At 71.2% G+C, this 15,738-nt stretch carries 9 protein-coding genes; all 9 read left to right on the forward strand.

Going from position 1 to position 15,738, the window contains the following annotated elements; all coding sequences use genetic code 11:
* Positions 1-2,630, forward strand: a 2,630-nt coding sequence (locus ACFV4F_RS16650; protein ID WP_380503089.1) for a SpoIIE family protein phosphatase, incomplete at its 5' end; no start/stop codon positions are given.
* A 265-nt stretch (positions 2,631-2,895) separates the two neighbouring features.
* A complete protein-coding gene (locus ACFV4F_RS16655; RefSeq protein ID WP_380438124.1) occupies positions 2,896-5,496 on the forward strand; it encodes a SpoIIE family protein phosphatase in 2,601 nt (866 codons plus the stop codon).
* Between the two features lie 93 nt (positions 5,497-5,589).
* Positions 5,590-7,425 carry an ABC transporter family substrate-binding protein gene (locus tag ACFV4F_RS16660; RefSeq protein WP_380503091.1) on the forward strand — a complete coding sequence of 612 codons (1,836 nt, stop codon included), beginning with the start codon at positions 5,590-5,592 and terminating at the stop codon, positions 7,423-7,425.
* 220 nt (positions 7,426-7,645) lie between these two features.
* Positions 7,646-9,550, forward strand: coding sequence for a translational GTPase TypA (typA, locus tag ACFV4F_RS16665; RefSeq protein WP_380438128.1), 1,905 nt, complete (start codon positions 7,646-7,648; stop codon positions 9,548-9,550).
* A gap of 431 nt (positions 9,551-9,981) precedes the next feature.
* Positions 9,982-11,607: an ABC transporter substrate-binding protein gene (locus tag ACFV4F_RS16670; RefSeq protein WP_380438130.1), complete on the forward strand. Its 1,626-nt coding sequence runs from the start codon at positions 9,982-9,984 to the stop codon at positions 11,605-11,607.
* An 88-nt stretch (positions 11,608-11,695) separates the two neighbouring features.
* Positions 11,696-12,640, forward strand: coding sequence for an ABC transporter permease (locus tag ACFV4F_RS16675; protein WP_380438133.1), 945 nt, complete (start codon positions 11,696-11,698; stop codon positions 12,638-12,640).
* Positions 12,633-13,574, forward strand: a complete 942-nt coding sequence (locus tag ACFV4F_RS16680; protein WP_380438135.1) for an ABC transporter permease — start codon at positions 12,633-12,635, stop codon at positions 13,572-13,574. Before ACFV4F_RS16675 ends, ACFV4F_RS16680 begins: the two co-directional genes overlap by 8 nt.
* A 19-nt stretch (positions 13,575-13,593) precedes the next feature.
* On the forward strand, positions 13,594-14,643 hold the full coding sequence (locus ACFV4F_RS16685) for an ABC transporter ATP-binding protein (protein WP_380438137.1): 1,050 nt from the start codon (positions 13,594-13,596) through the stop codon (positions 14,641-14,643).
* Positions 14,636-15,658, forward strand: coding sequence for an ABC transporter ATP-binding protein (locus ACFV4F_RS16690; RefSeq protein ID WP_380438139.1), 1,023 nt, complete (start codon positions 14,636-14,638; stop codon positions 15,656-15,658). Before ACFV4F_RS16685 ends, ACFV4F_RS16690 begins: the two co-directional genes overlap by 8 nt.
* Positions 15,659-15,738: the final 80 nt, after the last annotated feature.

The following is a 15,738-nucleotide window of genomic DNA, read 5'->3' on the forward strand; positions in this document are numbered from 1 at the left end:
GGGGCCGCGGGCCCGCCGCCGTCACCGAGGCCGCCCCGGGCGGTGCCGAGGCCGGCACCCCGCGGCCCGCGCCGACCCTCGACGTCCCCGCCCCGGGCCTGCGCAGCCGGCCCGCCCGCCCGTTCCCCGGCGGGCCCACCGAGCCGCCGGGCGGGGCCGGCAGCCCGGCCGAGGGCAGTCTGCTCGACATGCTCAAGGTCGCCATCGCGATCCTCGACACGGCCGGCCGCGTGGTGCTCTGGAGCCCCGCCGCCGAGGAGCTGCTCGGCTGGCCGAACGAGCTGCTGGTCGGCCGCCGGATCGACGAGCTCATCCCCGACCACGACCAGGTCGCCCGGATCCAGGCCGCCATCCGGGACACCCTGCGCAACGGCCGCTGGGCCGGGCCCGCCGAACTGCGCGACCGGGACGGCGTGCCGGTCGCCGTGGACGCCCGGATCTCGCTGCTGGTGGACGGCGACGGCACCCCGTTCCTCCAGGTCAACCTGGCCGAGGCGGCCGCCGTCCGGGCCGTCGAGCGCGACCTCGCGGTGCGTGACGCGCTGTTCGAGCAGTCCCCGCTCGGCATCGCCGTCCTCGACACCGACCTGCGCTACACCGCCGTCAACCAGACCCTCGCCGAGATGAACGGCGTCGCCACCGACGACCACGTCGGCCGCACCACCGGCGAGACCCTGCCCGAGCGGGCCGCCGACGAGATCACCGCCATCCAGCGCCAGGTGCTGGCCACCGGCGAGCCGGTCATCGACGTCACCCTCGCCTCGCCGGTCACCGCCCGCTCCGGCTACCGCTCGATCTCCTACAGCCGGATGACCGACCGCTCCGGCCGGGTGCTCGGCATCTCCGGCACCGTCATGGACGTCACCGAGCGCTACCGGGCCGTCGCCAAGGTCGAGCACGCCCGGCGCCGGCTCTCCCTGCTCAACGAGTTCGGCTCGCGGGTCGGCGACCTCCTCGACGCCGCCCGGATCGCCCAGGAGCTGGCCGGCTCCGTCGTCCCCCGGCTCACCGACCACTCCGCGGTGATCCTGCTGCAGGCCGTCGCCCACGGCGACGACCTGCCCCGGCACGGCCACGACCGGCGCACCTCGCTGCTCCAGCTCGGCACCGCCTCCGTCCAGGACGGCCCCGAGGTCGACGTGATGCTGCGCCGCGGCGCCCGGATCACCTTCGCCGAGGACTCCGCCTGCGGCCGGGTGCTGCGCACCGGCGTGCCCGAGCTGCTCTCCGGCGCCGACCAGCTGAACGACGTCACCTACCCGGGCGACCCGAAGATGCAGGCCGCGCACGACCTCGGCGTGCACTCGATGCTCGTCGTCCCGCTGCGCGCCCGCGGCATCGTGATCGGCCTGCTGCTGGTCAGCCGGGCCGGCTACCGCGAGGGCTTCGACCGGGACGACCTCGCCTTCACCGTCGAACTCGCCGACCGGGCCGGCAGCTCCCTCGACAACGCCCGCCTCTACGCCCGCGAGCGCACCGCCGCGCTCACCCTCCAGCGCACCCTGCTCCCGCAGCAGGTCCCGCAGCCCACCGGCGTCGAGGTCGCCTACCGCTACGTGCCCGGCTCCAGCGGCACCGAGGTCGGCGGCGACTGGTTCGACGTCATCCCGCTGCCCGGCGACCGCACCGCGCTGGTCGTCGGCGACGTCATGGGCCACGGCCTGCGCGCCGCCGCGACCATGGGCCGACTGCGCACCGCCGTCCGGGTGCTCGCCGCCCTCGACCTGCCGCCGGACGTGCTGCTGCGGCACGTCCACGAGCTCGCCGACGACCTCGCCCAGGGGCCGGACGAGGCGCTGCTCGCGACCTGCGTCTACGCCGTCTTCGACCCCGGCACGGCCCGGCTGACCGTCGCCAAGGCCGGGCACATCCCCCCGGTGCTCGTGGTGCCCGGCCAGGAGACCGAGGAGCCGACCCGCACCGGCGGCCCGCTGCCCGGCGGCACCGGCCGGATCCTCGACCTGCCCTCCGGCGCCCCGCTCGGCGTCGGGGGCGTCCCGTTCGAGTCGGTCGAACTGAAGATCCCCGAGGGCAGCCTGCTCGCGCTGTGCACCGACGGCCTGGTCGAGTCCAGGGACAAGGACCTGGACGTCGGCCTCGGCCGGCTGGTCACCGTCCTCCAGGAGCCGCACGCGTCCATCCAGGCCGCCTGCGAGGCCGTGCTCGACACCATGGAGCAGGGGCGCGAGCCGGACGACGTCGCGCTGCTGCTGGCCCGGCTCGGTCACGGCCAGGCCGGCACCCCGACGGCCGGCTGGACGCTGCCGGCCGAGCCCACCGCCGTCTCCCGGGCCCGGCGGCTGGTGCGCTCCACGCTCGCCGAGTGGGGCGTCGAGGCGCTGACCGACATCGCGGAGCTGCTGGTCAGCGAGCTCGTCACGAACGCCGTCCGGTACGCCAGCGCCCCGATCGGGGTCCGGCTGACGCTCGGCGAGACGCTGCTGGTGGAGATCTCCGACCCGCTTCCCGACCCGCCCCGCGAGCGGCACGCGGCCGAGGCGGACGAGGGCGGCCGGGGCCTGGAGCTGGTCCGCCGGCTCGCGCTGCGCTGGGGCGCCAGGGCCGAGGGCATCGGCAAGGTCGTCTGGTTCGAGCAGGCGCTCCCGGGTAATGAGCCCGACGAGCCGTGAGGCGTGCGGCGGGCGAGGGCGTGAGCCGGCGCGGAGGACCAGCGGGACGCGAGTAGAACGGAGCTGCATATGCCACCTGGCGGCCAGGGGGAGCGTGCACTCCGGCAGGGGGCGCGGGCGTGGCATTGTGGTTGCGCGGGCGGTAGGACAAAAACCTTCGCCCGATCTGATGTTGTGATGTTGAGGGCGTGTGAACGCACCCCTCGATGATGAATACTCGGTCTTCTCGACATCCGGACGGTCGCGGGTTGGAGGGGTCGGTCCGTTGAACAGCACCCCGGCGCGGAACGCGCCGAGCAGCAGCGGTCATGCCGCCGTGCCCGGGCAGGCCGGTTCACCGCACCTGCCCGCCCCGGTGACGGCCCGCGCGGCCGCCGCGGCCGAGGGCCGGCACGGCGCCGCCGCCCACGTCGGCACCCACGCGGGCGCCGGCTCGGTCTACGACTACATCCGGGTCGCCACCTTCGCGATCGGCCCCGACGGGCGGATCAGCCAGTGGAGCGAGCGCGCCGCCGAGTTCTTCGGCGTCCCCGCCACCGACGCGGTCGGCGCCGACCCGATCACCACGTTCGTCCCGCGCGAGCTCTGGCAGCGCGGCCGCGCCCGGCTGGAGCGCACCCTCGGCGGCGAGGAGTGGACCGGCACCACCCCGTACCTCGACGCCGCCGGCGGCGAGGGCCTGGCCGAGCTGTACCTGATGCCGGACACCGCCCTGCCCGCCGGCGCCACCTGTCTCGCCGTCGACCTCGGCCGGCTGCGCCGCGTGGAGACCGATCTCGCCGCCTCGGAGGCGGTTTTCGGCCAGACCCCGACCGGCTTCGTCCTGTTCGACGACCGGCTGCGCCTGCAGCGCGTCAACGACGCCTTCGCCTCCGGCATGGGCCTCGCCCCGGTCGACCTCGAAGGCCTCACCCCGCACGACCTCTTCCCGCCCTCCGAGGCCGACCGGCTGAGCGCCGCCCTGCGCAAAGTGCTCGCCACCGGTGAGCCCGTGTTCGACCTGCGCTTCCACGGCGTCGTCCCCACCCGCGAGGGCAACCGGCTCTGGGCCGTGTCGCTCTACCGCCTCAACGGCGCCGCGGGCCAGCCCATCGGCGTCGCCGGGCAGGTCTCCGACGTCACCAGCCGGCACGTCGCCGAGCGCGAGGCCGACGGCGTGCGCCGCAACCTCGCGCTGCTCAACGAGGCCAGCGCGCACATCGGCTCCACCCTCGACCTGGAGACCACCGCCAAGGAGCTGCTGGACGTCGTCGTCCCGCCGTTCTGCGACCTCGCGACCGTCGACCTGTACACCGCGCTGCTCTCCGGCGAGAGCGTCCCGAGCGCCGGGCGCCTCGGCGACACCGTCCTCACCGACGGCAGCGGCGAGCTGCGCCGGGTCGCCGTCTCCAGCGTCGTCGGCGGCGCCTCCTCGGTGCTCGGCTCGGTCACCGGCCTGCCCATCGCCGAGGCCGGCGGCACGCTCTGCTACCCGCGCCGCTCCCCGCACGCCCGGGCCCTGCGCACCGGCCGCAGCGTCGTCCCCGAGCCGGGGCCCGACCCGCTGCTGCGCTCCACGCTGATCGTCCCGCTGGTCGCCCGCGACCAGGTCCTCGGGCTCGTCCAGCTCTCCCGCGCCATCGGCAGCGAGCCCTTCGACGCCCGCGACGTCGCCATCGCGGAGGAGCTCGTCGCCCGCGCCGCCGTCTGCATCGACAACGCCCGGCTCTACCGCCGCGAGCACGAGCGGGCCCTGATCCTCCAGCGCAGCCTCCTGCCGCCCGGCAACCCGGCCGCCAGCGGCCTGGAGATCGCCTGCCGCTACCTGCCCAGCAACAACAACACCGAGGTCGGCGGCGACTGGTTCGACGTCATCCCGCTGCCCGGCAACCGCACCGCGCTCGTCATCGGCGACGTCATGGGCCGCGGCCTGCGCGCCGCCGTCGCGATGGGCCAGCTGCGCACCGCCGTGCGCACCCTCGCGATGCTCGACCTCGACCCCGCCGAGGTGCTCGGCGCCCTCGACGAGATCGCCCGCGGCCTCGGCGACGACTCCGTACCGGCCGGCCCGGCCAGCCCGTACGGGCGGCTCACCTCGACGGCCGACGAGGAGGCCCGCGAGGTCTACCTGGCCACCTGCGTCTACGCGGTCTTCGACGCCGTCACCCGGCGCTGCGTGTTCGCCAACGCCGGCCACCTGCCGCCGGTCCTGCTCAGCCCCGGCGAGCCCGCCCGGATGCTCGACGTGCCGCCCGGCCTGCCGCTCGGCGTCGGCGGCGAGCCCTTCGAGGAGGTCGAGCTGACCCTGCCCGACGGCGCCGTCCTCGGCCTGTACACCGACGGCCTCGTGGAGAGCCGCAAGCACCAGCTGGACGAGGGCCTGCGGGCCTTCCGCACCGCGCTCTCCGCCGAGGGCAAGGGCCTGGAGGACCTCTGCGACCACGTCCTCGGCGAGCTCAACCCGCACCACGGCGAGGACGACATCGCCCTCCTGATGGCCAAGGTGCACGCCTTCCCCGAGGACAGCGTCGGCAACTGGTTCCTGCCGCCCGAGCCCACGTCCGTCGCCAAGGCCCGCGAACTCGCCTGCAGCTGGCTGCTCGCCCGCGGCCTGGACGAGCTCGTCGACACCACCGAGCTGCTCGTCAGCGAGCTGGTCACCAACGCGCTCAAGCACGGGCGGGGCGAGATCCGGCTGCGGCTGCTGCGCGACCGCGGCATGGTCTGCGAGGTCTGGGACGACGGCTACGCCCAGCCCCGGCAGCGCCGCGCGCAGGAGACCGACGAGGGCGGCCGCGGCCTGCAACTCGTCAGCCTGCTCGCCGAGCGCTGGGGCAGCCGGCGGACGCCCAAGGGCAAGATCGTCTGGTTCGAGCTGGCGCTCTGAGGCGTCCGGGGGATCGGCCGTCCGGGTGCAGTCGCCCGGCGGCCCGCCGTGTCGGCGCGGGTGCGACCGGCCGGTCGGCGTTCGATGGCCGCCATGCGCGTCCGCCAGCTCACCGCCGCAGCCGCCGCGCTGCTGCTCGCCGCCGTGCTCGGCGGCTGCTCCGACCGCCCGGCCCCGGCCCGGCCCCCGGCCCCCGAGCCCGCCCCCGAGGCCACCGCCGCCACCGGGGACGTCCGGCCCGCCGACCGCGCCGCCGTCCGGGACGGCGGGACGCTGCGCTGGGCGGTGGACCGCGTCCCCGCGACGCTCAACGTCTACCAGCCCGCCGCGACCGCCGACTCGGCGCTGCTCGCGCACGCCCTCTACCCGTCGCTCTTCCGGCCCGACGGGCACGGCCGGCTCGTCCCCGACCCGGACTACCTGGCCGGCGCCGAGTCCACCCCGCCCGGTCAGCGGCCGCAGGTCGTCACCTACCGGCTCAACCCGCACGCCGTCTGGAGCGACGGCACCCCGCTGACCGCCGCCGACCTGATCGCCCAGCGGGCCGCGCTCTCCGGCCTCGACCCGGCGTACCGGGGCGGGCACCCGGCCGGGTACGACGCCATCGACTCGATCGGCCAGGGCGCCGACCCGCACGAGGTCAAGGTCACCTTCCGGCGGCCCTGCGCCGACTGGCCGTCCCTCTTCGGACCGCTGTACCCGGCCGCCGAGACGTCCACCGCGGCGGCGTTCAACCAGGCGCTCGCGGGCGGGGGCCACCTCGGCGCCGGGCCGTACACGGTGTCCCGGTACGACGCCGAGGACGGACGGGTGACGCTGGAGCGCAACCCGCTCTGGTGGGGCGACCGGCCGAAGGCGGACCGGATCGACTTCCTCGCGGCGGCCCCCGAACGGCGCCTCGACGCCCTGGACCAGGACCTGCTGGACATCGCCCCGGTCACCGCCGCGGTGGACCGGGCGGTGCCCCCGGCGCCGTCCGCGAGCCCCTCCGCGGCCGCACCGCCCGCGGCCGCACCGCCCGCGGCCGCACCGCCCGCGGCCGCACCGCCCGCCGCCGCGCCCGAGGCGGCCGCGCTCGCCCTGCGGCGGGCCGAGTCGCTGCCCGGGATCACCGTGCACCGGGCCGCCGCCGCCTCGCTCACCCAGCTCACCCTCAACGCCGCCCGGGGCCCGCTCACCGACCCGGCGCTGCGCCTCGCGCTCGGCCGGGCCGTCGACCGGCGGCGGGTCGCCGCCGCGGCCCTCACCCCGCTCGGCGTCGCCCCGGCCGCCCTGGGCAGCCACCTCCTCGCGGGGGACCAGGACGGCTACCGCGACAACAGCGCGGCCGCCGGCCCGGCCGACGCCGCCCGGCTCTTCGACGAGGCCGGGTGGAAGCGGCCGGACGGCGGCGGCACGCGGGCCAAGGACGGCAAGCCGCTCACCCTCGACCTGCTCGTCCCGGCGGGCTCCGCGACCGCCAAGCGCACTGCCGACGCCCTCACCGCCGGCCTCGCCGAGCAGGGCGTCGCCCTGCGGACGGTGACCGCGCCCGCCGACACCTTCGTCAAGCACCACCTCGCGGTGGGCGACTACGACCTCGCCCTGTTCTCCTGGCCGGCCGGCCCCAGTCCGGCGAGCGAGCAGCGGCCCGCCTACGCCAAGCCCCGGCCCGACCCCGACGGCACCCTCGACCCGGGCAGCAACTACGCCCGCAGCGGCACCGAGGAGATCGACCGCCTCTTCGACCGGGCGGCCGGCGAGCTCGACCGGGCCACCCGTCTGGACCTGCTCCAGGAGGCCGACATCCGGATCTGGCAGCTCGGCCACTCGGTGCCGCTCTACCAGCGGCCGGAGCTGGTGGGCGTCCGCTCGGGCGTGGCCGGGGCCGGGGTGTGGGGCTTCGACTGGCCGCGCTTCCAGGACGTCGGGTGGGCCGTGACGCCGTAGCCCGGCGTGACCCGGCTGTGATCTTGATCCCGCCGGACGGGCTCGTTTCTGCCCCGGTGCGCCCTTCCCCGTACCATAGGAGAAAGCCGGGGCGTGTCCAGATGCCCGGCGGGTGGACCGGTAGTAGCAGGCGAACGGGTGACGGCGGCCGACGGCGGCCGCAAGTGCGCGTCTCGCGGCCGGGCGCCGTAACCCACGATTCCGGGAGAATCCGCTAGGCATGCCCACGCGCAACGACATCCGTAACGTCGCCATCGTCGCCCACGTCGACCACGGCAAGACCACCCTGGTCGACGCCATGCTGAAGCAGGCCGGCGCCTTCGCGGCCCACCAGCACCTCGACGACCGCATGATGGACTCGAACGACCTGGAGCGCGAGAAGGGCATCACCATTCTCGCGAAGAACACCGCGGTCAAGTACCACCCCAAGGATGGTGGCGCTCCGATCACCATCAACATCATCGACACCCCGGGCCACGCCGACTTCGGTGGCGAGGTCGAGCGCGGTCTGTCGATGGTGGACGCGGTCGTGCTCCTCGTCGACGCCTCCGAGGGCCCGCTGCCGCAGACCCGCTTCGTGCTCCGCAAGGCGCTCTCGGCCCGTCTGCCCGTCATCCTCTGCATCAACAAGACGGACCGCCCGGACTCCCGGATCGACGAGGTCATCAACGAGACCTACGACCTCTTCCTGGACCTGGACGCCGACGAGGACCAGATCGAGTTCCCGATCGTCTACGCCTGCGCCCGTGACGGCGTCGCGTCGCTGACGAAGCCGGAGAACGGCACCGTCCCGGCCGACAGCACCAGCCTGGAGCCGTTCTTCTCCACCCTGCTGGAGCACGTCCCGGCCCCGAGCTACGACGAGGACGCCCCGCTCCAGGCCCACGTCACCAACCTGGACGCCGACAACTTCCTCGGCCGCATCGCGCTGCTGCGCGTCGAGCAGGGCGAGCTGCGCAAGGGCCAGACCGTGGCCTGGATCAAGCGCGACGGCTCGATCCAGAACGTCCGCATCTCCGAGCTGCTGATGACCGAGGCGCTCACCCGCAAGCCGGCCGAGGTCGCCGGCCCCGGTGACATCTGCGCCGTCGCCGGCATCGGCGACATCATGATCGGCGAGACCCTGGCCGACCCGGAGAACCCGATCGCGCTGCCGCTGATCACGGTGGACGAGCCGGCCATCTCGATGACCATCGGCACCAACACCTCGCCGCTCGTCGGCCGTGGCGGCAGCGGCAAGGGCGCGGACGCCAAGGCCGGCGCCAAGGTGGACCGCAAGGTCACCGCCCGCCAGGTGAAGGACCGCCTGGACCGCGAGCTCATCGGTAACGTCTCGCTGCGCGTCCTGGACACCGAGCGCCCGGACGCCTGGGAGGTGCAGGGCCGCGGTGAGCTGGCGCTGGCCATCCTGATCGAGACCATGCGCCGCGAGGGCTTCGAGCTGACCGTCGGCAAGCCGCAGGTGGTCACCAAGGAGGTCAACGGCAAGACGCACGAGCCGGTCGAGCGCCTCACCGTGGACGTCCCCGAGGAGCACATGGGTGCCGTCACCCAGCTCATGGGCATCCGCAAGGGCCGGATGGACAACATGTCCAACCACGGCTCGGGCTGGGTCCGCATGGAGTTCGTCGTGCCGTCCCGCGGCCTGATCGGCTTCCGCACCGAGTTCCTCACCAACACCCGCGGCACCGGCATCGCCCACTCGATCCACGAGGGCCACGAGCCGTGGTTCGGCACGCTGACCACCCGCAACAACGGCTCGCTGGTCGCCGACCGGGCCGGCGTGGTCACCGCCTTCGCGATGACCAACCTGCAGGAGCGCGGCGTGCTCTTCTGCGAGCCGGGCACCGAGGTGTACGAGGGCATGATCGTCGGTGAGAACTCGCGCTCCGACGACATGGACGTGAACATCACCAAGGAGAAGAAGCTCACCAACATGCGGTCGTCGAACGCCGACGTCGCCGAGTCGATCGTCCCGCCGCGCAAGCTCTCGCTGGAGCAGTCGCTGGAGTTCTGCCGCGAGGACGAGTGCATCGAGGTGACCCCGGAAACGGTTCGCATCCGCAAGGTCGTCCTCGACCAGAAGGACCGCGGCCGCACCGCTTCGCGCGCCAAGAAGGCGTGATCCCGACGGTTTGATCGGCCTTTGGCCGGAAAGCTCCGCCCCCCTTTCCACTGGAGAGGGGGGCGAACTTTTTCAATCACCCCAAGTTGTCGATGCGGGTATAAACGGAATAGCGCCTATCACAGTGGGGTGTCCGCTGAGCGAACATGACAGTCCGTCATTCATGACGACTGTCCGTTTGGTACCTGTCTGGCTATGTCTCATATGTCCGGTTTTCGAAACTTACCGACCGTTCATGTGACCTAATTGAGATCGGCAGTGGTCACTTTCGTGTCCGTGCGTGACGGATAGTGGAGCCAGTCAGGCTCGGGTCAAGGGTTAACGCGCAGGGGTGCGCGCCGAAACCACGAGCGCGGACGGCACAGCGGATCCGGTATCAACCAACCGCGGTGCTCTCCTCGTTGGAAAGTCGATTTCAGGAGGCATCCCCCATGCGTGGTGCAACCCAGACCAAGTGGCTCGTTGCGGCGACCGCGATCGCCCTGGCCGCGACCGCTTGCAGCACCAGCTCGAAGAGCAGCGACTCGGCCTCGAAGGACGGCGGCAGCATCGCCGTCCAGCTCGGTGAGCCCCAGCACGGTCTGGTTCCGCAGAACACCGCGGAGTCCGAGGGCACGCAGGTCGTGTACTCGCTGTTCACCGGTCTGGTCGACTACGACATCAAGACCAACGCGCCGAAGCTCGCGATGGCCGAGTCGATCGACTCCGCGGACAGCACGACCTGGACGATCAAGCTCAAGGACGGCTACACCTTCCACAACGGCGAGAAGGTCACCGCCAAGTCCTTCGTGGACGCCTGGAACTGGGGTGCCAACCAGGACAACGCCGCCGAGGGCCTGCCCTTCTACGACAAGATCCTCGGCTCCGACGAGCTGGCTCCGGGCAAGGGCAAGACCCCGACCGCCAAGGAGCTCAAGGGCCTGAAGGTCGTCGACGACAAGACCTTCACCGTCACCCTGAAGGCGCCGTTCTCGCAGTTCAAGACGATGCTGGGTTACAACCCGTTCTACCCGCTGCCGACGGCGTTCTTCTCTGACCCGAAGGCGTTCGGCGAGCACCCCATCGGCAACGGTCCCTTCCAGATGGACGGCGACTGGGACCACAACAAGCAGATCAAGATCAAGCGTTACGACAACTACGGTGGCACCAAGGCCCACCTGCAGAACGTGACCTTCAAGATCTACGACAACCTGGACACCGCGTACAACGACCTGCGCGCCGACAACATCCAGGCCACCAACAAGCTCCCGATCTCCGCGATGTCCACCGTCGCCAGCGAGTTCGGTGACCGCTACATCAACAAGCCGGAGTCGGGCATCGGCTACATCGGCTTCCCGATCGCCTACAACCCGGCCTACCAGAAGCCGGAGATCCGCAAGGCGATCTCGATGGCGATCGACCGTGACCAGATCACCAAGACGATCTTCGCCGGCACCCGCGTCCCGGCCTCGGACTTCGTCAGCCCGCTGATCAACGGCTACCGCAAGGACGCCTGCGGCGACGCCTGCAAGTACGACCCGGCCAAGGCCAAGGACCTCTTCACCCAGGCCGGCGGTCTGCCGGGCAACACCCTGGAGCTCGGCTACAACGCCGACGGCGGCCACAAGGAGTGGATCGAGGCCGTCGGCAACCAGCTGAAGAAGAACCTCGGCGTCGAGGTCACCTTCAAGCCGTTCGAGAAGTTCGGCAAGATCCTGGACGCGCTCCAGGCCAAGCAGTACCAGGGCGCCTTCCGCATGGCCTGGTCGATGGACTACCCGTCGATCGAGGACTACCTGCGCCCGATCTTCTCCAAGGTCGCCATCGACAGCGGCTCGAACTACGGCGGTTACGTCAACGACCAGTTCGAGAGCCTGCTGACCCAGGCCGACGGGGCGAAGACCGAGGACGAGGGCATCAAGCTCTACCAGCAGGCCGACGACATCCTGATCAAGGACATGCCGTACATCCCGGTCTACACGTACCAGTCCTCCGCTGCGTACACCAAGAAGATCAAGAACTTCAACACGGATGCGCAGATGCGCTACAACCTGGCCGAAGTTGAGATGGCCGGCTGATCCGGTAGTCAGACGATCGGGGGCGGGTGGACCGGACCACAGTCCGGCTCGCCCGCCTCCCTTCCTTGTCCGAAAGTATGGAGGTCTGATGGGCCGCTATGTGATCCGCCGGTTGATACAGGCGATCCCTGTTCTCATCGGTGCGACGTTCCTGATCTATTTCATCGTCTTCTCGCTGCCGGGTGACCCGGTGCAGGCGCTGGCCGGTGAGAAGCGCGCCGACCCGATCGTGGCGGAGATGATCCGTCAGAGGTACCACCTGAACGACCCGTTCCTCGTTCAGTACTGGCACTACATCTCGGGCGTCTTCCAGGGCGACCTGGGCGAGAGCCTGCAGGGTCGCAGCGTGAGCGACATGATCGGCGACGCCTTCCCCTACACCCTGAACCTCGGCATGGTGGCGTTCGTCATCGAGGCGGTCGTCGGTGTGGCGGCGGGTGTCATGGCGGCCCTGCGCAAGGGCAAGTTCCTCGACCAGCTGGTCCTCCTGAGCACCCTGCTGGTCATCTCGGTCCCGGTCTTCGTCACCGGCTTCATCCTCCAGCTGGTGCTCGGCGTCCAGCTGAAGAACTCGTACGGCATCGACTTCTTCTCGGTCTCCTTCAACGAGGAGGACGGAATCCGGGCCTACCTGCTGCCGGCCTTCGTCCTCGCGTCGCTCTCGCTCGCGTACGTCGCCCGACTGACCCGCACCAGCCTGATGGAGACCATGCGCGCGGACTACGTCCGCACCGCCGTCGCCAAGGGCCTGAAGCGCCGTCGGGTGATCGGCCGGCACGCCCTGCGCAACGCGCTGATCCCGATCGTCACCTTCCTCGGCGCCGACCTCGGTGGCCTGATGGGCGGTGCGGTGATCACCGAGAAGATCTTCAACATCCACGGCATCGGCGGTCTGCTCGCCCAGGCCGTGTACCAGAAGCAGGGCACGATCATCGTCGGCGTCGTCACGCTGCTGGTGATGATCTACCTCGTGACCACCCTGCTCGTGGACATGCTGTACGCCGTGCTCGACCCGAGGATTCGCTATGAGTGACACCATCACCAAGGACGCCTCGGCGCCGGCCGGGGACAACAGCCCGAAGGCCGCGCCGGCGAAGAAGCAGAAGCCGGAGCGCGTTGCCAGCCTGTGGTCGGACGCGGTCCGCGACCTGCGCCGCAACCCGATGTTCATCATCGGCGGCGTGCTGGTGCTGGCGCTGATCGTCATCTCGATCGTGCCGCAGTGGTTCACCGACGGCAGCCCGTTCGACAACAACGCGTGCGACCTGTCGCACTCGCTGGAGCGTCCGAGCGCCGACCACTGGTTCGGCTACGACGTCCAGGGCTGCGACAACTACACCCGCACCATCTGGGGCGCCCGCAACTCGATCATCGTCGGCATCCTGACCACCACCATGGTCACCGTGGTCGGCTCCCTCCTCGGCCTGCTGGCCGGCTGGAAGGGTGGGATCGTCGACTCGGTCCTGTCGCGGTTCACCGAGATCTTCTTCTCGATCCCGACCCTGCTCGGCGGCATGCTGATCATGTCGATGCTCGGCAAGGGCAACGCCTACACCGTCTCCCTGGTGATGGCCGTCCTCGGCTGGCCGCAGATCTACCGCATCATGCGCGCCTCGGTGCTGGCGAACAAGAACAACGACTACGTGATGGCCGCCCGAGCCCTGGGCGCGGGTGCCGGCCGGATCACCTTCCGGCACATCCTGCCGAACGCCATCGCGCCGGTCATCGTCGTCGCCGCGATCAGCCTGGGTGTCTACATCGGCGCCGAGTCCGCCCTGTCCTACCTGGGCATCGGCGTCCAGTCGCCGGAGATCTCCTGGGGCCTGATGATCAGCGACGCCCAGGTCCGCTTCCTGGCGGCCCCGCACGTGCTGCTCTTCCCCGCCGCGGTCCTGAGCGTCACCGTGCTGGCCTTCATCATGCTCGGCGACGCGGTGCGCGACGCCCTCGACCCGAAGCTCCGCTGAGAGAAGAGGTGACGACCCGATGACCACCGTGATCGAGAAGAACCAGAAGAGCGGCCGGCTCGAAGTTGGCACCCCGCTGCTGGAGGTCAAGGACCTCCACGTGGAGTTCCACACCCGGGACGGCGTCGCGAAGGCCGTGAACGGAGTCAACTACTCCGTGGCCGCCGGTGAGACCCTGGCGGTGCTCGGCGAGTCCGGCTCCGGCAAGTCGGTGACCGCCCAGACCATCATGGGCATCCTCGACATGCCGCCCGGCAAGATCAGCCAGGGCCAGATCCTCTTCCGCGGCCAGGACATGCTGGCCATGAAGGAGGAGGAGCGCCGGCAGATCCGCGGCCAGAAGATCGCGATGATCTTCCAGGACGCGCTGTCCTCGCTGAACCCCGTCATGACCGTCGGCGCCCAGCTGGGCGAGATGTTCCGGGTGCACCGCGGCGCCTCCAAGAAGGAGGCCCGGGAGAAGGCCATCGAGCTGATGGAGCGGGTCCGCATCCCCGCCGCCAGGCAGCGCGTCGGCGACTACCCGCACCAGTTCTCCGGCGGCATGCGCCAGCGCATCATGATCGCGATGGCGCTCTCCATGGAGCCCGACCTGATCATCGCCGACGAGCCCACCACCGCCCTGGACGTGACCGTCCAGGCCCAGGTGATGGACCTCCTCGCCGAGCTGCAGGCCGAGTACAACATGGGCCTGATCCTGATCACCCACGACCTCGGCGTGGTCGCCGACGTCGCGGACAAGATCGCCGTCATGTACGCCGGCCGGATCGTCGAGACGGCCCCGGTGCGCGACCTGTACGCCAACCCGGCGCACCCGTACACCAAGGGCCTCCTGCGTTCCATCCCGCGCCTGGACCAGAAGGGCCAGGAGCTGTACGCGATCAAGGGTCTGCCCCCGAACCTGCTGAAGGTCCCGGCCGGCTGCGCGTTCAACCCCCGCTGTGACGTCGCCACCGACCTGTGCCGCACGGAGATCCCGGCGCTGCACCAGGTGACCGACAAGGACGGCAAGGAGCTCACCGGCCGCCGCAGCGCGTGCCACCTCTGGAAGGAGACCCTCCATGGCTGAGCCCATCCTGGAGGTCAAGGACCTGGTCAAGCACTACCCGCTGACCCAGGGCATCCTCTTCAAGAAGCAGGTCGGCGCGGTCAAGGCGGTCGACGGCATCTCCTTCGACCTGATGAAGGGCGAGACGCTCGGCATCGTCGGCGAGTCCGGCTGTGGCAAGTCCACGCTGGCCAAGGTGCTGATGAACCTGGAGCGGGCCACCTCCGGCCAGGTGCTGTTCAAGGGCGAGGACATCTCCAAGCTGACCGGCCAGGCCCTCAAGGCCGTGCGCCGGAACATCCAGATGGTGTTCCAGGACCCGTACACGTCGCTGAACCCGCGCATGACGGTCGGCGACATCATCGGCGAGCCGTTCGAGATCCACCCCGAGGTGGCGCCGAAGGGCGACCGCCGCAAGGCCGTCCAGGACCTCCTGGACGTCGTCGGCCTGAACCCGGAGTACATCAACCGGTACCCGCACCAGTTCTCCGGCGGTCAGCGCCAGCGCATCGGCATCGCCCGCGGCCTCGCGCTCAAGCCCGAGATCATCATCTGCGACGAGCCGGTCTCCGCCCTGGACGTGTCCGTCCAGGCGCAGGTGATCAACCTGCTGGAGCAGCTGCAGAGCGACTTCGGGCTCTCGTACATGTTCATCGCCCACGACCTCTCCATCGTCCGGCACATCTCCGACCGCGTCGGCGTGATGTACCTCGGCAAGATGGTCGAGATCGGCTCGGACGAGGAGATCTACGAGAACGCCACCCACCCGTACACCCAGGCGCTGCTCTCCGCGGTGCCGGTGCCGGACCCGACGGCGCGCGAGCACCGCGACCGGATCATCCTGACCGGCGACATCCCCTCGCCGGCCAACCCGCCGTCCGGCTGCCGCTTCCGCACCCGCTGCTGGAAGGCGGAGGACCGCTGCTCCGAGGAGATGCCGCTGCTCGCGGTGCCCTCGCTGCTCAAGGGCGCGGCCGCGCACGAGTCGGCCTGTCACTTCGCCGAGGTGCGCGAGACGGAGACGGCCGCGGCCTGACCGACGGCACCCGTGACGCACCCGGAAGGGGGGGGGGGGGGGCGCCACGCCCGCGCGCCCCCGCGCGGGATGTGACTGTG

Origin of the sequence: Kitasatospora sp. NPDC059722 (assembly GCF_042733235.1) — a bacterium.
GTDB lineage: Bacteria > Actinomycetota > Actinomycetes > Streptomycetales > Streptomycetaceae > Kitasatospora.